The organism is Olegusella sp., assembly GCF_057238325.1.
This window is the reverse complement of the sequence record NZ_DBHHGF010000004.1, coordinates 109,872-129,913: the sequence shown is the minus strand read 5'-3', so window position 1 is coordinate 129,913 and position 20,042 is coordinate 109,872. Positions and strand designations below refer to the sequence as shown.

The window sequence follows — 20,042 nt, the reverse complement described above, 5'->3', positions numbered from 1 at the left end:
TAGCGCTCCACCCTTCTGCTGTCTAGCAAAAAAGCAAAGCGCTACATAATTCCTTCTACCAAGCAAAGCAAAAAAAAAAGAAGTTCTACTCCCCCGCCGCTGCTGTTTTGTTTATTTTTGTGGGGGCACTGGCTTCTACTTTTGTGGGAACACTGGCTTCTACCATAGTTTTGGGTCGACGACATAGACGCCCGTAAATGGTAAACAAAATGATGCCAATAACCGCAGCAACCACGATGGCGCCACCCGGTCGGACATCGTAGTAATACGAAAAACTCAAGCCACAGAGCGTATAAATCACGCCTAAAACCACCGACAAAATGCAAGTCTGCTTGTAACTACGGCTAACAAGCAGAGCGGTCGCTACTGGCAGTGTGACCAAAGATACTACCAACAGTGCGCCCACAACCTTGCATGCAAGACCAATCGTAATCGCAGAAAGCAAGGTGAAAATGCCGTTGACTACACCAACTTTGACACCTGCCAGTCGCGCCAAGGTTACATCTACCGCTAAATCCAACAGAGCCGCATAACAAATAATGCTTACAGCTACAACGGCAAGAAACACCACTGCTGTCCAAAGCAAATCAATTAAAGTCACCGAAGCAATCGAGCCAAAAAGATAGGATTCAAAAGTATTACCACCTGGAGCTAAGTCCGCCAAAATGACAGCTAAACCCAACCCAGCACTCATGATGACTGCAACAGACATGTCCCCAAAATGCGGCAAGCGCGCACGAACGGCCTCAATCATAAAAGCCGCCGCTACACAGCTTGCTACCGCACCCAGTACGGGATCAAAGCCACCCATCAGACCGATACCCACACCCAACAAAGACACATGGGATAATGCATCACTTACCATCGAGGTCTTGCGATTAATCATCACAATGCCAATCAGAGGTAATGCGACTGCCAACATCACGCCCGCAAGCAAAGTGCGCCGCATAAAATCAAACTCAAGCATGGGTAATCCTCCCATCTACAATTCGCCAGGTCGCATCCAACTTCATATGCGCCGACACAAGCTCTAGCTCATGTGACACCAAAAGCGTGCTAATACCTCGTTCTGCTCGTACGCGATCTAACAGCTCAAGGAAGCAAATCTTGCTTCCACTATCCACACCTGCCGTAGGCTCATCAAGCACAAGGAGTTTGGGGTCGTTGATAAGCGCGCGCGTAATCATGACACGTTGTTGCAATCCACCCGAAAGCTCGTTAAAAGGCACGCGTGCATATGCCGCTAATCCCATATCAGCCAAAGCCTGTTCCGCTCGCTCAAACTGACGTTTGCGCGGTATTTTGATAAAACCAAAGTCACCATAAAGACCTAGCGATACCATCTCGCGGCAAGTTGTAGGAAATGCCACCTTGTCCATGACATTTGCTTGGGGCACATATGCAATACAACGAGGATTGCTCATATGTGATGCAGGCTCACCAAAAACTAAAATCTTACCCTCGCGCGGCTTCAGCTCACCCAAAATCAGTTTGAGCAGGGTCGACTTGCCCGAGCCATTCTCGCCTGTAATACAGCAAGACGTACCTTCGGCGACGCTTAGGGATATTTTTTTCAACACTGGCTCTGCTGTATAACCAAAGCTCAGATCGCATACTTCAACGGCGTTCATCTGCCCTCCTAAACCAAGGACTGATAGATAGCTTCGAGATTCGAACGCATGATTTCGACATAACCGTGCAGTTCAGCGCCCTGCTCTTCACTCACATATTCCATCGAAGCCAGAGGAGCGGCACGTCCTCCGATTTCACCCGCAACTGCATCTGCTCCTTAGACGATGCACCAAGCTCATAAAACACCGTGTTAACGTCATGACTGCGACAGAATTCCACTGCTTTTCGCACGGTTTTTAGGGCAGGAGCCTCGGTGGATGTAAGTCCCTGAAGAGGAAAATGCCTGATACCAAAGTCCCGACAGAGGTAGGCATAGGCATTGTGTGTAACTACAAACTCGCGACGCTTTAGACCTGCAAATTTGTCCTGATACTCTGCATCAAGTTCAGTCAGACGTGACACCACATCGACCTTGTTTTTTCTGAAGCCACGTTCTCCATCAGGGAACTGCTTGCTCAAGCAGTCACAAATGAGATTGCAGTAGTGCTTTGCATTTTTGAGCGAAAGCCCTGAGTGTGGGTCAAATGTGACTTTGTCATGTCCCGAAGAAGCACCTTCTACTACCTGTTTTACAGGAATCTCATCGCCATTTTCTTTGGTAACCAAACGATAGGAAAGCAAATCTTCCGATGCGCGATCAGAAACTAAGAGCCAATCTTTGCCTTTAGGCAGCGTAAAGCCGATATAGCCACTCTCGTGTCCCATTTCAAGTGCATACACTTCGTTTGCTTGAACATCTATGGTGGAGTGCTGGACAACAACTTTGCCCTGCTTACTCATAACCTCACGGCCAAGTCTGATGAGTTCTTTTTCGGAGGTATCTGCCGATGCTTGGATAAAAGCAACACGCATGATGTCTTGGTGAGTATGACCAAATTCAAAGCCGTAGGTACCCGGCTTGACTTCAAGTCGCGCCATATACTGAAACTCACCCATTGCAGCAGCACCTTTATAGGTAATCAAATCAACGCTATCCGAGAGCCTAAGCATGGGGAGTGCTGGAATGTTGTCACGCACTTGGTCGACCCAATGCTCCATATTGGCGCCATTGATAATGAGCAAATGAGCTGCTGAAAGGTCACGCAAAGCCTTGGGAGTTGGTTCCCACAGATGAGGATCTTTATTCGCAGGCATAAACGAGCGTATCTCTACCGCATCTCCTGCCACCTCGCGTGCAAGGTCATACACGGGGAAAAATGATGCGTAAACCAAGGGACTCCCAGCAGGTACATGCGACGTTTTTTTACATGCAGCAAGCGATGCTCCCATAAGAGGCAACAAACACGCCCCGGTACACATATTCAGAAAGTCTCTTCTTGTGTAGTGCATAAAAACTCCTTGCAGCATCTTTTCTCACGCAAAACGTAACCAAAGAGAGCAAAGTGGCTGCCGAAAGCTGGGGGTTTCGACAGCCAACGCAGGCTCTGTATGCGCGTTACTCCTTGATTTCGCCCTTGACCTGCTCAAGTGTGGTATTGGGCTTAACAAAGGTGGGATACCAATCGTCAGCAGCCATCAGCTCGTCGGCATTCTTGCCATAGCGCATGTGGAAGTGGACCATCTCTTCTTCGCCGTGCACAGGCATCATCAGCAGTACGGGATATTCTGCCTGAGGATCGCTTGCCTCAAAAACATCCCACTCCAACTGGTGTCCACCATGCTCCACCTTGCGTGCTTCCTTGAAGTGATACTCAGCATGGGTAAGTTCCTTGCCGCCCTTATCCTCAAAGCCATCAAGGAAGGTGATGGTATCGCCCTCAACCTTAAGACCGTCAAAGTCGGCCTTTACCTTGGCAGAGAAGTCCTTCTTTACCTCATCGGCAGACTTCTTGTCTCGCTCGCCCACTTCCTTAAAGGTACTATCGAGCTCGGGATTGCTTAGGTAAGCAGAAAACCATTCCAGGTACCTGCCCAATCAGAAAGACTAACGGTCTGGGTAGCACTCTGTGAGCTACTTGCACTACCAGCAGAGGAACCAGCAGATCCAGCAGGTGTTGGAGTATTGTTGCCACCACAGCCCGTCAGTGCAAGAGTTGCTGCTAGAGCAAAAGAAATGCCCGAAGCTGCAAGAGTCGTCATCCTATTCATTACCTACCTCCACTTTCTATCCTTATCCTAAAGATAACCATGGCTAACTTTTACTAAGGTATTCCTTCTTTTACATTTGTCAACCTTAGCTAACTTAAATCTTTGACTTCAGCATCGGCACGATAAACTGTGTTTGGTTCTAACGTGCGAGCACAGATGGAATCCCCTATTTATCCACGCGTATGAGACTTGTGTATCAACTATCTGCTACCAAGGAAACATCATTTCGTATGTCACTACCACCGCAAAAGCACCCTTTCGTGACTTCTAAAATTGCAAGAACACCAAAACACGAGTTTGCCTTTTACAAAACCGCTGGTAGATGCTTTATCAAGAAATTAATTTGTCACAAAACGGTGTTTTGCCTGCTGGAGCTGCGATTTCTGGTCACAATACAGTGTTTTTGGCCTCACCTAGCAGGTCAGCTCTGCTTGTCAAACGCCACGGATTATTTCAAATGGCGCAGCTCTACATGCCAAACGCCACATATTCTTTCAATCAATACAGCTTTGCTTGTCAAAAGCCACGTTCTGTTTCAGAAAAAATGTCAAAAGCCACGTTCTATTTCAAAGGACCTGACGTTTGCGCAGGTAGATTTTTTGGGCATGAAGAGATATGTGGCTTTTGGCTAAAAAAGTGAAGTAGAACGTGGCGTTTGGCAATTGGCGTGAAATAGAGTGTGGCGTTTGAGTGTCCGCGTGAAACAAAGGCAAACACAACCTAGATGCCAAAACTCGTCCCCTTTTTGTCCTCCATCAAGTCACAAATCATAGTGTGGCTTTTGATACTGTCCCACTTCTTGTCTCGCACATAAAACGCGCGAGACCAGGTTGATGACTCGCACAAAAATGCCGCCCCAGCAATGGAGCGGCACCAAAATCACTTAGCAGGAAAGCAGAGCCTAGTCCCTTGTAAGCTTGCGGTGCAGGCGATGAGGTCGCGCAGCATCCGGACCTAGACGGCGTACACGGTCTGCTTGATAGTCTTCAAAGTTGCCCTCAAACCAATGCCAGGCACCGGGGTTTTCGTCAGTACCTTCCCATGCCAAAATATGCGTGGCGATACGGTCCATAAACCAACGGTCATGACTAGTAATCACGGCACAACCAGGGAAGGCAAGCAGAGCTTCTTCCAAGCTCTCAAGCGTCTCGGTATCTAAGTCGTTAGTAGGCTCGTCTAGTAACAACAAGTTGCCACCCTGACGCAAGGTCAGAGCAAGGTTGAGCCTGTTACGCTCGCCTCCCGACAAAACACCTGCACGTTTCTGCTGGTCGGTACCCTTAAAACCAAAAGCAGAAACATAAGCACGACTGGGGATTTCCTGATCACCGACAACAATGTAATCATTACCATCCGACACAACTTCCCAGACATTCTTCTCGGCATCAAGACCAGCGCGTCCCTGATCGACATAAGAAAGCTTTACCGTCTCCCCCAGCTCCAACGAGCCAGACGTCGGTTGTTCCTGTCCCACTATCATTTTGAACAGAGTCGACTTACCTACGCCGTTGGGACCAATCACACCAACAATGCCATTGCGCGGCAGCGTAAAGCTCAAATCGTCAATGAGTACGCGGTCACCAAAGGCCTTGTGCAAATGCTCAACCTCAAGCACTTTGTTACCCAAACGAGGACCCACGGGAATTTGGATGTCCGTAAAATCAGTCTTTTTGGTCTGGCGCGCCTCCGCCTCCATTTGCTCATACGCAGCAAGACGAGCACGGCTTTTTGCTTGGCGTGCCTTCTGAGAACTGCGTACCCACTCCAGCTCAGACTTCATCTTTTTGGCACGACGTGCGTTTTGCTTGGACTCCATCTCAAGACGTGCTGCCTTGGTTTCCAGATAGGTGGAATAGTTGCCCTTATATGGATACAACGTTCCACGGTCAACCTCGCAAATCCATTCGGCAACGTTATCCAAGAAATAGCGGTCGTGTGTGACCGCCAGCACAGCACCGGAGTAATTCTTGAGGAACTGCTCAAGCCAGAGTACCGACTCTGCATCCAGATGGTTGGTTGGCTCGTCTAGCAGCAACAAATCAGGCACCTCCAACAGCAGTTTGCACAGCGCCACACGACGACGTTCGCCGCCCGACAGGTGGTCGACCTGCTCGTCTGGATCAGGACACTGCAGAGCATCCATCGCCTGCGTCAGCTGGCTATCCAGATCCCAACCATTTGCCGCATCGATCTCGGTTTGCAGCTCACCCATCTCGGTCATCAGAGCATCAAAATTAGCATCGGGCTCGCCCATTTTCTCGCCGATTTTGTTGAAACGCTCAATCTTGGCAAGCAAATCACCAAAAGCCATTTCGATGTTTTCTTTCACCGTCTTGGAATCATCCAAAGGTGGCTCCTGCTGCAACATACCTACGCTATAGCCTGGTGCCATCCTTGCTTCACCTGCGGAAATGTCTTCCATACCTGCCATGATTTTGAGCAGGGTCGACTTGCCCATACCGTTAGGACCCACAACACCAATCTTGGCACCAGGGAAAAAGCCCATTGTCACATCATCAAGAATGACTTTGCCCTCAAAAGCTTTGCGAACCTTGTACATCTGGTAGACAAACTCTGCCATATCTCTCCTCATGCCATGCTTTGCATACTACAAAGCAGCCTTACTTTTCTTTACTTCTTAGTCGATAATAACAGGCAAAACAGCTTACTTTCATCCTCACTACTCCGTTCACCGTGTCTCCGCCACCCCAAATCGATTGCTAGCGATAAAACACGAGATCGCTTGTTAGTATGGCGGCAAGTACCTACGAGTGCGAAAAGTGAATACTCTCGGAAGACACGAACGGGAGAGACCGTAGCTCACACGGAGCCGAAGGGGCGGCAATAACTCTCAGGCAAAAGGACCGTTCGCCGACGAAACCTTGGAAAGGTCATCCGATCACCGAAGAAGCAATCCATTTATTTGGAGAATCTTTCAGGTCAAAGACAAGGGCACGGAGCTGAGGTTTTGCTCTGTTCGCAAAACATGACTCTACAGTTTCGCGCTGGAAGCCACAAAGTCTTGAGGGAGTAACTATGAAAAAGACACCCCTGTACGACATCCATGTAAAGGAAGGTGGCAAAATCGTCCCCTTTGCTGGCTACCTGCTGCCAGTACAGTACCCCACCAGCATTCGCACAGAGCATGAGGCTGTGCGTACACATTGCGGTCTTTTTGATGTATCTCATATGGGAGAGGTACGTTTTTCAGGTCCTGGTGCCCTTGCTACCATCAACCATTTAATTACCAATGACTACAGTAAAATGAAGATAGGCAAGTGTCGTTACGGCATTATGTGTAACGAGCAGGGCGGTTGCATTGATGACCTTATCGTCTATAAATTTGCCGACGATGATTATTTTGTTGTTATTAACGCCGACAATCATGACAAAGACATTGCTCATATGCAGGCAAACTTGCTGCCTGATACGCAATTTGAAGACCTATCGAGCAGCACTGCCCAATTAGCACTACAGGGACCTTTGGCACAAACCATTATCGAAAAGCTTACTGACCCCCAAACGCTACCCCAAGGCTATTACAGTTTTTGCCCTCATGTCCTTGTGGGTGGAATTGACTGCCTCGTGTCAAGCACAGGCTATACCGGTGAAAAGGGTTTTGAGCTGTACTGTGCAAACGAGCATGTCACAAAACTCTGGCAACTTTTCCGCGAAGCAGGCAAAGAAGAAGGACTCATTCCTTGTGGTTTGGGCGCTCGAAATACCCTACGTCTTGAAGCAGCTATGCCACTTTATGGACATGAGATGGATGAGCAGACCACACCACTAGAAGCAGGTCTGGGCTTTGGCGTCAAACTCGACAAAGACGAATTCATCGGACACACGGCTTTGCTTTCCAAAGGCAATCCGCACGTCACACGCGTAGGGCTTGTGGCAACAGGACGCGGCATTTTACGCGAACATCAAAACTTATATATCGCCGATAAGCTCATTGGCCACACAACCTCAGGCACTTTTGCACCCCACCTTAAGCAGTCAATTGCTATGGCAAAGGTCGATATTGCGCATGCCGCAGTTGGTACCGAAGCAGAAGCCGATGTCCGTGGCAGACGCTTAGCTGTGCGTATCGTAGAACTTCCTTTTTACAAGCACGACTAATTTGCAGTTCTTAGCACCAAACGGACCTAAAAGGTCCGAGTAACTACAAGCAATAAGAAAGGATTGCATCATGGCAGAGGTTAAAGAAGAACTTGAGTACACCAAATCCCATGAGTGGGTCGAGAAAAATGGCGATATCTATGCAATAGGTCTGACTGACTTTGCGCAGGATTCCCTTGGCGACATCGTATTTGTCAATCTTCCCGAAGAAGGAGATGGTGTCACTGCTGGCGAGCCCTTTGCTGATATCGAGTCCGTCAAAGCAGTATCCGACGTATTTAGCCCTGTTACAGGCATTGTTGCTGCAGTCAACGAGGAGCTTGCTGATTCTCCTGAGCTGGTAAATGAGGATCCCTATGGCAGTTGGCTCATCAAAGTTGAAGAAGTAAGTGATATAGAAGAGCTGCTTGATGCCAAAGCTTACGAGGAACATTGCGCCAACGAGGAGGCATAAACCATGGGAGTCTACGTCCCATCAACTACTGCAGAGCAAAAAGAGCTGCTCTCGGCCGTAGGCCTAAACTCCTTGGATGAGCTTTATCAAGTGGTCCCTAAAGAGGCGCTGGTATCCAAACTCGAGCTGCCTACAGGAAAAAGCGAATTAGAAGTTGTTGATACTCTCAGCAAGCTCGCCAACAAAAATCAGCGCTTTCAGAGTGTCTTTCGCGGTGCTGGCGCCTACCGCCACTACATCCCCGCAATCGTGCAGAGCGTTACCAGCAAGGAGGAATTCCGTACTGCGTATACGCCCTATCAAGCAGAAATAAGTCAAGGCGTGCTCCAGTCTATCTTTGAGTACCAGACACAGATTTGCGAACTCACAGGCATGGAAGTTCCCAACGCATCATTGTATGACGGGGCAAGTGCTGCTGCAGAAGCAGTGCTGATGTGTCAAGAGCGCAAACGCCAAGACGTTATTATCTCTGCTACCGTCGATCCGCAAACCATCGCTGTCGTCAAAACTTATTGTGCAAGCCGCAAGGTACCAGTAAGCGTTGTAGCTGCAGATAAGTGCACAACTGACATTGCTGCAGTTGAGAGCGCTATTAACGCTGGCACAGCTGCTGTGCTTGTACAAAGTCCTAACTACTATGGTGTGATTGAAGATATCGATGCAATTGTCACAGCAGCACACAGCAAGGGCGCCAAGCTCGTTATGAGCTTTAATCCTATTTCCTTGGGCTTACTCAAAACTCCTGGTGAGTATGGAGTTGATGTAGCCGTAGGCGAAGGACAACCTCTTGGTTTACCGCTAAGCTTTGGCGGTCCTTATCTGGGTTTGATGACATGCACAAAAAAGCTCATGCGCAAGATGCCGGGTCGCATTGTAGGCGAGACCTCCGATGCTAAGGGACGCCGCGCTTTTGTATTGACACTCCAAGCACGCGAACAGCATATTCGCCGTGAAAAAGCTTCATCTAATGTCTGCTCCAACGAAGCGCTGTGCGCTATGACGGCTTCGGTTTATCTAGCAGCGATGGGTCCCAAAGGCATCTATAAAGTCGCACAAAGCTGCACTGCTCACGCACATTACCTGCAAAGACGTCTACAAGAAATCCCTGGGTTTACTTTGCGCGACACGCGTCCTTTCTTCCATGAGTTCCTTACCAACTGTCCCTCTGATACAGACCAGATAATAGCCGCACTGAGCGAGAAAGGAATTCTTGCTGGTCTTCCTGTCGACGGCGGCCTGCTCTGGTGTTGTACCGAACTCAACAGTCGCGAGCAAATCGATCTACTCATTGCTGCCCTAAAGGAGGTGAGCGGCGTATGAAACTCCTCTTTGAGCGCAGCGTTTCGGGACGCCACTGCGAACTTCTACCCGAACTAGATGTACCTGAGATTAACTTTGATACCGCACAGTTGCGCACATGCGCGCCAAGGCTTCCTGAGCTCTCCGAAGTCGATATAACTCGCCATTACACTGAGCTTATGAAGCAGACCCATGGCGTCAACGACGGCTTTTATCCCCTGGGATCTTGCACCATGAAATACAATCCCAGCGTCAACGAAGCCCTTGCCAGCATGCCAAATTTTGCTGACATTCATCCTTTGCAGCCTGTATCAACTGTACAGGGTTGTCTTGAGCTGCTTTATAACATCGATCAATCGCTCCGCGAAGTTTGTGGCATGGATGCTACGACATTACAGCCAGCAGCGGGTGCCCATGGCGAGCTTACAGGGCTGCTTCTCATCCGTGCTTGGCTCCTCGATCATGGCAAAACCGAACGCGACGAAATTATCGTTCCCGATACTGCGCATGGCACCAATCCTGCCTCGGCAAGTATGGCTGGTTTTCGCGTAATTTCGGTAGCCTCTAACGATGAAGGTGGAGTCGACCTAGATGCACTCAAGGCAGTCGTAGGTCCACACACTGCTGGATTGATGCTTACCAATCCCAATACACTCGGGCTTTTTGATCGCAATATCCTCGAGATTACCCGCATCATCCACGAAGCAGGAGGCCTTTGCTACTACGACGGCGCAAATCTCAACGCAATTATGGGACGTGTCCGCCCAGGCGATATGGGTTTTGATTGCACTCATCTCAACCTACACAAGACCTTCTCGACACCTCATGGCGGAGGTGGTCCAGGTTCAGGTCCTGTACTCTGCAAAGCAGAGCTTGCACCTTATTTGCCAGGACCCCTTATCACCAAGACTGATTCTGGTTTTACCTTTGAAACACCCCCAAAGAGCGTGGGTAGGGTACGCAGCTTCTATGGGAATTTCCTTGTAGTCCTGCGCGCATATACCTACATTTTGTCACTTGGTGCAGATGGCATGAGACAGAGTTCAGCCAATGCGGTTCTTAATGCTAACTATCTACTTGCAGCACTGCGTGAGGACTTCACTATCCCCTTCCCTGATTCTTGTATGCACGAATTTGTGACGGACATAGGGTCTCTCAAGGACGAATGCGGTGTATCCTCAATGGATGTTGCCAAGCGTATGCTTGATTTTGGTATTCATCCACCCACTATGTACTTCCCACTTATCGTGCATGAGTCACTCATGGTAGAGCCTACCGAAACTGAGGGCAAAGAAACTCTTGATGAGTTTATCTGCATCCTAAAGACTATTTTGGCCGAGGTGCACCATGATGGGGCTCGCCTTCGCGATGCACCCTTTACCTGCCCTATAGGACGACCTGATGAGGTAGGCGCCGCGCGTAAGCCACGCCTACGCTACGACTTTGATGCTGAGTAAATAAGAAATGCCCAATTACAACGAGAGGGTATCGCAGTGATAAAGCACCTGGGACTCATAGAAGCAAAGGGCTATGACCCCTATGCTAATCTTGCTCTTGAGAGACTCTTATTTGAGCAGACGGGCCCCAATTGCTGCGTACTGTATCTTTGGCAAAATGTCCACACCGTGGTAATTGGGCGCAATCAAAATGCCCTTGATGAATGTGATGTACCCGCTCTCGAAGCTGAGGGTGGACACCTTGTGCGCCGACTTTCTGGAGGTGGTGCGGTATATCACGATCTTGGCAATTTGAACTTTACCTTCCTTGTACCAACAAAAGACTTTGATATTATAAAGCAAAACGCGGTAGTGCTTAGTGCGCTACAGTCGCTTGGTATCAATGCGCAGGCTACAGGTCGCAATGACCTCACCGTAGATGGAAGAAAGTTTTCGGGTTGTGCATATTTGCACGAAGGTGAGCATAGCTACCACCATGGAACGCTTCTTGTTGCGGCAGATTTTGGTGCACTTAGCCGCTACTTGCGACCTTCACCACTCAAATTACAAGCACGCGGCGTCAAATCGCTACGCTCACGCGTCGTCAACCTATCCGAACTGTCTCCCTCGCTCACCATTAATCAGCTCAAGTCCGCTCTTGCCCAGTCATTTGGAAAGGTCTTCAACTCTAAGGTAGAGTGCATAGATCCTACTAAAATTGATGAGGATTATCTTGCGCAACTCCGCGAACGTTTTGCTTCGCCCGCATGGAATCTTGGAAAAAAACGTCATCTGTCCCAAGGGGCTGAAGCTCGATTTTCTTGGGGTACCGTCCGTCTTGACCTTGAGATAGCAGATGGACTCATACAGCAAGCCTATCTCTGGACAGACGCTCTTGCTGAGGGTTTACCCATCTTGGTAGAACGTGCGCTTTCGGGCTGTGCACTTGATGAGCCCGAATTACTTATCCGTCTTGAGGGCGAAAATATAGATACCCAAGTCGCTACTGACCTTACACGATTAGTTCTATCAATTGCTGCCCGCTAGGAGAGAATATGTTTGATATTGCCATTATCGGTGCAGGTCCTGGCGGCTATACCGCAGCCGACGAGGCTGCTCGTCGCGGCAAATCAGTTGTTCTCTTTGAGCGAAATCTTCTTGGCGGCACATGCCTTAACCGCGGTTGCGTACCCACGAAAGCTCTGCTTCGCTCATCTAAAGCCTATGTCGAGGCCATCAACGGAAATGAATATGGCATCGCATCCTCGGGTGTACAGTTGGACTTTTCTGCCATGCACGCGCGCAAGACAAAAATCGTGACAAGTCTTCGTGATGGTCTCACCAAACTTATGAAAAAAGACAAGGTTAAGCTGGTAGAAGGAGAGGCACAGATAGTTTCTGCAAACGATGCATCATGCACCATTGTTTGTGGCAACATGGAATACGAAGCACGTGAGACCGTCATCGCCACAGGCTCTGTCCCCAAGAGCATTCCCATTCCTGGCATTGAGCTTCCTGGAGTACTCACCAGCGATGACATTCTTGAGGGCGAAGGGAAAGATCTTTCCTCATTGATAATCATTGGTGGCGGCGTTATCGGAGTCGAATGTGCAGAAATATATACTGCGTTAGGTCGACAAGTTACCATCCTTGAGGCAATGGAGCGCATACTGCCACCCTTTGACAAGGAAATCGCCCAACGGATAAACATGCATCTCAAAAAATCAAACGTCAAAATTGAGACTGCTGCTCGTGTTGCTGAAATTACGCAACAAGACGATATCCTGTGTGTCAGATATTGCAACAAAAAGGGTGATGAACAGCAGATTTGTGCTCGAGGCGTACTTATTGCTACTGGACGCACTGCCGAAACAACTGGACTATTTGCAAATAATATCCACGCAAAATTAGAACGCGGTGCCCTTGTTTGCGACGATGACGGACGCAGCAGCTTGCCTCATGTGTGGGCAATTGGCGATGTCCGTGCAGGAACAACTCAACTCGCACACGTAGCAATGGCCCAGGCACGCAATGTTATACGTGTCATTTGTCATGAAGAACAGCTTATGAATGAACAGCTCATCCCTAGCTGTGTCTATACCTCACCTGAGGTAGCATCCATCGGCATTACTGAAGCCGAGGCAAAAGAGCGCGGACTCTTAATCCGCACAGCAAAAGTTGTCACTGGATCCAATGCAAAATGCCTGATAGAAGGTGGTGACTCAGGCTATCTCAAGCTAATTGCCGCAAAAGACAATGGACGAATTTTGGGGGCACAGCTTGTATGTCCGCGTGCTACAGACCTCATCGGAGAACTCACTGTAGCCATCGCGCAAGACATGACAGCAGCTCAGCTTGCTGCGGTAATCCACCCACATCCCACCGTGAACGAACTCATTGCCGAGGCCGCTCTCCAGTTGATATAACCAGTGATCGTCTTATACCTTGGGTCGCTTCTTATGCCTTGGTTCGCTCAGTCCAAACATGCCCGCATTTGTTGCAGAGGTACTGCTTGATGACCCACTCACCATCTTGGTAGGTCTCCATACAGGCTACGTCCTCACTGCCACATTCAGGACAATCAGGCATCATCAGATACTCATCGAGCTCGCTGGAATCTACGTAACTAATAGCCATAGCGCATCCCCTTGCGTTCGCCTTAGACGGCAGTACGGCCGCCTTTTACGCAATACGACGTCCTTACCAACAAAACTCTAACGCCAAAAGTCCCTACATAAACCTGTCTAATGCATACCCATAATCACACCGATAACATAGGGTACAAGCCATACCAACCAGACAAAAAGGCTTAGACGGTGAAAGGTACGAGCACGTTCTTCATTGTGGCTCACAAGCGTCACAGTTGCCCAAATTGCATGGAATGCCATAAGTGCAATCGCTATAGCACCAGTAACTGCATGTAATCCAATTCCTGTAGCACCTGCTTGGGCAATCTTGCTCATCAAAGCTGTGCCTGTACTATCACAAATCAAGCCCAACCAAAACATGGCAAGATGTATTGGTTTGAGTACTTTTGCATGACGTTCGGAAAAGACACCAATGGTGTACAAAATAAGTGCGAGCGTAATTGCAATGATTGCAGCCAATAGCATTGGTTTCATGAGTTCCCCTGCCTCATATGATTTTGCTCTCCCTAGCTATCCTGCGCCCAAACACCCCGCTAGAACCCTTACATTTGAGGCAACTCGGGCATCTTGGGCAAACCACACCATTGACGCACGCGCTGCAGCATACCCCCAGTATCTAATACCCCATATGCAAAACCTTTACGCACCAACTCAACTGGCACATAGGCATCATACTTATCAAAAACAGGCACTTCTCCAGGATAAAGCAACTCAAGGGGATCTAACGGACGCAGAGCCTGCTTGGCAAGCACATCAACAAAAGTTTGAGCATCTGCTTTCATACGAAATTGCAAGAAGTACGGACGACTTGAATCCAACCCCTTAAGTCCTAGCTCTTCTGAGCAGCGCAGTTTAAGGAAACGCTCCAAGGCCAAAAAAGCATAACTACCCAGCCAAGGAAATAGCGCCCAGCTATCTCCACCGATATTGATAAGTGGCACTTTAAGCATGCCTGAAGCACGTGCTGTACGGCGCGCCTGAGCAAGGCGGGCGCGAGCGTTATCCATTAGATAAGGATATGTCACATCTTCTACAAGGCAGCGTGCCATACGCTCGAGTACATGGGTATGAATGTCACCTGGACACTCGCCAAAATAGGCAGGTACCTGGCCTTTTACCTGTGTGCAGTAAACCAAATGCCGTTTATGATCCACTTCTTCTACCAGCCAAGTGGCACCCGCAATAGCAATTTTGTCACCAACGGGTGGCGGCATCACCGTAGTGCCAAGCTCTTGACTTTCACTGCGAACGGTGTACTCCTCACTCTCAACAAAGACTCCGTAGAAGCGGTAATTGTTAACCACACGCTCCCCCGCCAAGCCCACAATAAGGCCACCCTCATCAGTCTGCTGAATTTGTTCGCTCGCAATTAAGTGGTGAAGCAGTACTCGATAGTTATCTGTTGTAACCCGTTGGAATGGTGTGAGGGTCAACACGCGTACAGCAAGTTCTGCGGGACTCATTTCACCATTTGATGCCAGCGTTGCCATTGTCTGATGGTAAAGCAAACTAAAGGGCAGGCGGTCCAAGCGCGGAGGCTCAACCCAGCGCTCTTCAATATATAGCTGCACCAAAGCAATACCTTGCAAAAGTTTCCAAGGAATAGTTTCATCCAAGCTAGAGCGAGGTTCGGGTCGTTCTTCCCGCATGACAAACCACATCTCGGACGGTGTACCACGACGACCAGTGCGACCCATGCGCTGCAAAAAACTTGATACCGTAAAAGGTGCATCAATTTGGAATGCTCGTTCAAGTCTTCCAATATCAATACCAAGCTCAAGAGTTGAGGTTGTAATTGTGGTGAGGGCTGTTTCTTCATCCTTCATCGCATCTTCGGCAGATTCTCGTAAGGGAGCAGAAAGATTGCCATGGTGGATTAAAAAGCGATCTGGCTCGCCATTTGCCTCACAATATGAGCGAAGTGTCGTAGTAACCGCCTCAGCGTCCTCGCGCGAATTGGCAAAAACCAAGCACTTCCTACCTCGGCTATGCTCAAAAATATATCCAAGACCTGGATCTGCTAATTGGGGTGCTGTATCAGTCTTGCCCTCATAGCTACGCTGAGACATACGAGCAAATCCTTCTTCAGCCAGTGTACCCCCATCCACTTCGATATCGGTCAATACAGCCGCATTTTCTGCCTCATGCCGACGTGCATAGGGACCGCGTCCCAACTCGTCATCGACAGCTTGATAATCACTGACATAAAAATGTTCCATTGACAAGCGCCAACGTTGACCCGCATCATCAATGCGCGGAATGAGCGTATTGCGCCCCGTACCCGCAGAAAGATATTCGCCTGTACGCTCGGGGTCACCCACTGTCGCAGAAAGCCCAATACGACGCGGCTTCACTCCTGCTAGACGAGACAAGCGTTCAATCACACAAAGAGTCTGGGCACCACGATCGCCACGCATGAGAGAATGTACCTCATCAATCACAATAAAACGCAAATCACCAAAAAGTTTGGGAATTGCTGAATGACGATGTAGCAACATTGCCTCAAGAGATTCTGGTGTAATCTGCAAAATTCCTGAAGGATGCTTCATCAGTTTTGCCTTACGCGAAGCAGCAACATCTCCATGCCAACGCCAGACAGGAATCTCTTCCTCTTCGCAAAGTTCCTGCAAGCGTCCAAATTGATCATTTATCAGCGCTTTTAGTGGACCCACATAGAGTACTCCAACAGAACTTGAGGGTTCTTCTTCCAAAATTGACAGTATGGGAAAAAATGCCGCCTCAGTTTTGCCAGAAGCTGTGGATGCGCAGAGCAACACATTATCGTCCGTATCAAAAATCGCATGAGCAGCAGCCACTTGCACCCCGCGCAGCGACTGCCAACCATTGCGGTAAATAAAATCCTGAATAAACGGCGCGTAGCGCTCAAATGCTTCCATATTTCCTCCCAGCATTTCACGCTAGCACAAATGTTCGGTCATGTACTTCTCACAGTCAAAAAAGCGTCTTCCACCTGAAGGAGGAAGACGCTTGGGAAAGGAGGGCAAACAGGTATTACTTTACAATCGCATCGTCAGCATTCAATTCGATACCCGAAGCTTTTATCACCTCGGCAAAATCCGTTGCCATAAGATCTGTGTCAACATCTAGGCAGATACTGATATTTGTCGTAAAACTACCATCATCATTGGTATTGGTATTTTCTGAGTAGCCCCATTCACCATGATTACTCGCACTGTGATCCAAAAGACCGGTATCAGCCAAGATACGCTCAGTTGTGTTATTAGTTCCTGCATAGCGACCATTCATTACCAGCGAACCCCAATACTGATAACCATTGCTTGGATTGCTTGCAGTTATTCCCATATGCCTAAGCATAAATTCTTTCCAAGATATACTCTGGATATAAGACAAGAGCTTTTCTCCCATAGCTTTTGCCTTATTTTTATCCACACTGATACTTTCACCTGAGTACCCACCTTTGTAGCTAGGCTCAAACACAGCACCAACCCACTCAAAATCAGCGTGATTGTAGCCAAGCAAAGAATTAAGGAAGAAATCAGAATCAAGGTAGATATTCAGCAACTTTGACGCAGCACTATTGGGATCTTTACGCGCTTCCTCAGTGATAGGAACTAGATAAGATCGGGTCAATATGCGACCATCTTTTAGCCGATAAGCAAAACGCACGTAGACCGTCCTGCCATCGTTAGAACCACTGATACGCTCTGCCTCAGCCCTAAGTTCATCACGGTTTTCCACAATAGTTTGATGTAAATCGATCGTTTGTTGCATCAACCGATCGGAATCTTGGCCAAGCCCTGCCTTAGCAGCATAGTCGGTATCACGGATTTGAAGATTCAAGGTTGAAACATCTTTGACCTGTGGAATTGAGGTCGAAAAACCAGCCAAGTCCAAACCAAGACCCACAAGTAAGACCGAACTCAAAGCACACATTGCTAGCGCTTCAACAGCACGGCTGCGAGTAAAAATACGCACAGTCTTATTGAGGATCATCTCGGTCACAAAGAAGCATATAAGGGCAAAGAGTGCATAATACCCAATAAATACAGCAAGATCCTGTCGACTCCCCGCAACACCTCTCAGGGCAGCTATCACAAAGGTACTTCCCATGCCGCCAATGAAGGCAGCCAACCAGCGTACAGGCAACTTGAGCACGGGAAAAGCAACCATATCTCCCGCACTTTCAATGCGTCTCTTGCTATAAATCCACCAAGCAAGTACCGTCACAACAAAGCCTGCGATAAAGAACGCAATGAGATGATTAAGGCCAACGATATGTGTTGTGGCATCAATAGTTGCTGGATTAAAACCATCTGCAAGCTCAATATGCTTAGAAACTAGTTTGACATGACCTAGCAAATACGGTAGTGGAGACAAAAACCCTACTTTGCCACCTAACATCAACACAGACTTGGGTAGCTGCTCCATACCATAGGTAAAGCTGGCAATAAAAATCATCACCAACGTGTACACTGCACTCCAAGCGAGCTGGCAAATGCCATAAAACGCAACGGCTGCAAATATAGTGCCCGAAATCATGCAACATAGCGACGCCAGTGAGAAGAAAAACAAAGAGCTAAAAAGCACACATACAGCCAGCTGCGACATCAGGCTCAACCAAATTACCTGGTGAGAAGCACATACCAAAAACATTAGTAAAAGCGCTATAGCCATAGGCACCAGCATCATAAACAAGCCAGCGAGATAGGTTGATACAAAAAGGGTTGAGCGTCTGAGCGGGAAAGCGTGCATCATATTTGCCGAGGAACTCTTGTATAGATACGAAAAAAGGCAAACTGCACAGACAATTGCAAAGGCTGCCGTCACAAAGATAAATGCTCCAAATCTTGTATGCGTATAAACCACCAGATACAAATCTTGGGCGGTAGGACTTTCCATGCTCTGAAAACGCAGGGACAGACCAATGGGCAACCAAATGGTGAGTACTGCAGTATAGAGCGACCACAAAGGAACAAAGCGTTTGATATGTCCCTGAAAAACCGTGCGGCTAAGCAAGGATGTCTTTGATGCCATAGTCCACACCTCCCATCTCATAAATAAATATCTCCTCTAACGTGAGCGGTAGCACATCCAAAAAAAGCGGATGTAGTGCAGTTAAATGCGCAACAAGCTGCTCACGCTTACCCCGCACGATTAGGGTGTGCACATGACCCTGCTTTTCGTGATGCATGATTTTGATATCTGCGGGAAACGCTGGCGGCTGATTTGCAAAGGCAACTTGTACCTTGGAGACACTACCCTCCAACTCTTCGAGCGATCGTTGCAACAAAATCTTGCCCTTGTGCATAATGCCCACGTGATCACAGACATCTTCGAGCTCACGCAAGTTATGAGAGGAAACCAAAATCGTAGTGTTCTGCTCGGCTACATCGTTCATGAGCAGACTCCAGATTTGATGACGCATCACAGGATCCAAGCCATCCACTGGCTCATCGAGTACTAAAAAGTCTGGGTGGCAACATAGAGACAACCAAAAAATAGACTGTTTTTGCATGCCTTTGGACAAACGACGCAAGGGGCGTTTGCTATCAATCGTAGTAAACACCTCATGCAAAGCCTCAAAACGTTTATCATCAAAACGAGGATAGAGTCCGCAATAGTACTGTCTCATATCCTGAATTGTTGCATTAGGGAAGTAAAACAGCTCATCGGGAATAAAGACAACGCGCTGCATAAGCACATCGTTTTCCCACACAGGCTCGCCATCGATATAAACTTCACCCTCATCAGGACGAAGTATTCCCATGACATGACGGAGCAAGGTAGATTTGCCAGCGCCATTAGGCCCTACTAATCCATAAACACTGCCTTTTGGCACGTTTATCGAAGCACAATCAAGCGCACGAAAATCGCCAAAATTCTTTACGACATCCTTGGTAATTAGCATTTCATTAGTCATTTTGTCCCTCCCCTCCCATAGCACGAGCAAGCTCATCAAGTTGTTTTTTTAATGCGGCCAAATCAACGCCCAAATACAGAAGCTCAGTTGCAGTTTCGTCAAAAGCAGAGCGTAAATCTTTAATGCGCTGATGATCATCAGGCACCCCTTCACTTACAAACGAGCCCTTACCTGCTACTTTGCATACATAACCCTGCATTTCAAGCTCACGATACGCACGGGCTATAGTGTTGGGATTTATAGCGAGCGTGGATGCTAGCTCGCGCACGGAAGGCAACTGTTCGCCTGGCGCCAGCGCCCCCGACACAATAAGACGCCGTATGCCATCTTCTACTTGTTCGTGAATGGGTCGAGAATCTTTATAGCTAATTTGAATCACTTTGCACCTCCTCAGCTATAACTGTATTAGTTCATTTAATACAGATAGTACAGCTGAGTTCTACAAAGTCAAGACAAGCAAAGCC

19 protein-coding genes and 2 riboswitches are annotated in these 20,042 nt (G+C 48.3%); of the genes, 7 read left to right on the top strand and 12 right to left on the bottom strand.

Going from position 1 to position 20,042, the window contains the following annotated elements; all coding sequences use genetic code 11:
• Window positions 1–85: 85 nt before the first annotated feature.
• The 5 genes from ACO5JD_RS04800 to ACO5JD_RS04780 all read right to left on the bottom strand — a co-directional run bounded on the left by ACO5JD_RS04800 (window position 86) and on the right by ACO5JD_RS04780 (window position 3,720).
• A complete protein-coding gene (locus ACO5JD_RS04800) occupies window positions 86–967 on the bottom strand; it encodes a metal ABC transporter permease (protein WP_484988052.1) in 882 nt (293 codons plus the stop codon).
• The gene (locus ACO5JD_RS04795) at window positions 960–1,631 is read right to left on the bottom strand and encodes a metal ABC transporter ATP-binding protein (protein WP_484988050.1); all 672 of its coding nucleotides are present in this window, start codon (window positions 1,629–1,631) and stop codon (window positions 960–962) included. The genes ACO5JD_RS04800 and ACO5JD_RS04795 overlap by 8 nt, the downstream gene beginning before the upstream one ends.
• Before the next feature lie 91 nt (window positions 1,632–1,722).
• Window positions 1,723–2,844 (bottom strand): metal ABC transporter substrate-binding protein, encoded by a 1,122-nt coding sequence (locus ACO5JD_RS04790; RefSeq protein ID WP_484988048.1) that lies wholly within the window; start codon window positions 2,842–2,844, stop codon window positions 1,723–1,725.
• A 223-nt stretch (window positions 2,845–3,067) separates the two neighbouring features.
• Window positions 3,068–3,547 (bottom strand): ZinT/AdcA family metal-binding protein, encoded by a 480-nt coding sequence (locus ACO5JD_RS04785; RefSeq protein WP_484988046.1) that lies wholly within the window; start codon window positions 3,545–3,547, stop codon window positions 3,068–3,070.
• Entirely contained in the window at window positions 3,511–3,720 is a 210-nt protein-coding gene (locus ACO5JD_RS04780) for a hypothetical protein (protein ID WP_484988044.1), read from the bottom strand. The genes ACO5JD_RS04785 and ACO5JD_RS04780 overlap by 37 nt, the downstream gene beginning before the upstream one ends.
• Before the next feature lie 322 nt (window positions 3,721–4,042).
• Here ACO5JD_RS04780 and ACO5JD_RS04775 point away from each other — a divergent pair, with 322 nt between their 5' ends.
• Window positions 4,043–4,360 (top strand): hypothetical protein, encoded by a 318-nt coding sequence (locus ACO5JD_RS04775; RefSeq protein WP_484988042.1) that lies wholly within the window; start codon window positions 4,043–4,045, stop codon window positions 4,358–4,360.
• A 261-nt stretch (window positions 4,361–4,621) separates the two neighbouring features.
• Here the strand turns inward: ACO5JD_RS04775 and ettA are convergent, their stop codons facing one another.
• Window positions 4,622–6,301: an energy-dependent translational throttle protein EttA gene (gene ettA / locus ACO5JD_RS04770; protein WP_484988040.1), complete on the bottom strand. Its 1,680-nt coding sequence runs from the start codon at window positions 6,299–6,301 to the stop codon at window positions 4,622–4,624.
• Window positions 6,302–6,514: 213 nt separating this feature from the next.
• Window positions 6,515–6,597, top strand: a riboswitch (glycine riboswitch).
• A gap of 3 nt (window positions 6,598–6,600) precedes the next feature.
• Window positions 6,601–6,672: riboswitch (glycine riboswitch) on the top strand.
• 84 nt (window positions 6,673–6,756) lie between these two features.
• Between ettA and gcvT the strand changes: the two genes are divergently transcribed.
• From gcvT to lpdA, 6 genes are all read left to right on the top strand, one after another.
• Window positions 6,757–7,839 (top strand): glycine cleavage system aminomethyltransferase GcvT, encoded by a 1,083-nt coding sequence (gcvT, locus tag ACO5JD_RS04765; RefSeq protein ID WP_484988038.1) that lies wholly within the window; start codon window positions 6,757–6,759, stop codon window positions 7,837–7,839.
• A 70-nt stretch (window positions 7,840–7,909) separates the two neighbouring features.
• Window positions 7,910–8,293 (top strand): glycine cleavage system protein GcvH, encoded by a 384-nt coding sequence (gene gcvH, locus ACO5JD_RS04760; RefSeq protein WP_484988036.1) that lies wholly within the window; start codon window positions 7,910–7,912, stop codon window positions 8,291–8,293.
• Window positions 8,294–8,296: 3 nt separating this feature from the next.
• Window positions 8,297–9,613 (top strand): aminomethyl-transferring glycine dehydrogenase subunit GcvPA, encoded by a 1,317-nt coding sequence (gene gcvPA / locus ACO5JD_RS04755; protein ID WP_484988034.1) that lies wholly within the window; start codon window positions 8,297–8,299, stop codon window positions 9,611–9,613.
• Complete coding sequence (gcvPB, locus tag ACO5JD_RS04750; RefSeq protein ID WP_484988032.1) at window positions 9,610–11,049, top strand: aminomethyl-transferring glycine dehydrogenase subunit GcvPB; 1,440 nt, start codon at window positions 9,610–9,612, stop codon at window positions 11,047–11,049. Before gcvPA ends, gcvPB begins: the two co-directional genes overlap by 4 nt.
• Window positions 11,050–11,085: 36 nt before the next feature.
• Window positions 11,086–12,075 (top strand): lipoate--protein ligase, encoded by a 990-nt coding sequence (gene lplA, locus ACO5JD_RS04745; protein ID WP_484988030.1) that lies wholly within the window; start codon window positions 11,086–11,088, stop codon window positions 12,073–12,075.
• Window positions 12,076–12,083: 8 nt separating this feature from the next.
• Window positions 12,084–13,454 (top strand): dihydrolipoyl dehydrogenase, encoded by a 1,371-nt coding sequence (gene lpdA, locus ACO5JD_RS04740; RefSeq protein ID WP_484988028.1) that lies wholly within the window; start codon window positions 12,084–12,086, stop codon window positions 13,452–13,454.
• A 31-nt stretch (window positions 13,455–13,485) separates the two neighbouring features.
• Here lpdA and ACO5JD_RS04735 read toward each other — a convergent pair whose 3' ends face one another.
• The 6 genes from ACO5JD_RS04735 to ACO5JD_RS04710 all read right to left on the bottom strand — a co-directional run bounded on the left by ACO5JD_RS04735 (window position 13,486) and on the right by ACO5JD_RS04710 (window position 19,957).
• The gene (locus tag ACO5JD_RS04735) at window positions 13,486–13,665 is read right to left on the bottom strand and encodes a hypothetical protein (RefSeq protein WP_484988026.1); all 180 of its coding nucleotides are present in this window, start codon (window positions 13,663–13,665) and stop codon (window positions 13,486–13,488) included.
• A 107-nt stretch (window positions 13,666–13,772) separates the two neighbouring features.
• Window positions 13,773–14,150, bottom strand: coding sequence for an HsmA family protein (locus ACO5JD_RS04730; RefSeq protein ID WP_484988024.1), 378 nt, complete (start codon window positions 14,148–14,150; stop codon window positions 13,773–13,775).
• A 68-nt stretch (window positions 14,151–14,218) separates the two neighbouring features.
• Window positions 14,219–16,573: a DEAD/DEAH box helicase gene (locus ACO5JD_RS04725; protein WP_484988022.1), complete on the bottom strand. Its 2,355-nt coding sequence runs from the start codon at window positions 16,571–16,573 to the stop codon at window positions 14,219–14,221.
• 115 nt (window positions 16,574–16,688) lie between these two features.
• On the bottom strand, window positions 16,689–18,692 hold the full coding sequence (locus ACO5JD_RS04720) for a hypothetical protein (RefSeq protein ID WP_484988020.1): 2,004 nt from the start codon (window positions 18,690–18,692) through the stop codon (window positions 16,689–16,691).
• Complete coding sequence (locus ACO5JD_RS04715) at window positions 18,667–19,578, bottom strand: ABC transporter ATP-binding protein (RefSeq protein ID WP_484988018.1); 912 nt, start codon at window positions 19,576–19,578, stop codon at window positions 18,667–18,669. Before ACO5JD_RS04715 ends, ACO5JD_RS04720 begins: the two co-directional genes overlap by 26 nt.
• Entirely contained in the window at window positions 19,571–19,957 is a 387-nt protein-coding gene (locus ACO5JD_RS04710; RefSeq protein ID WP_021626818.1) for a GntR family transcriptional regulator, read from the bottom strand. The genes ACO5JD_RS04715 and ACO5JD_RS04710 overlap by 8 nt, the downstream gene beginning before the upstream one ends.
• Window positions 19,958–20,042 lie beyond the last annotated feature (85 nt).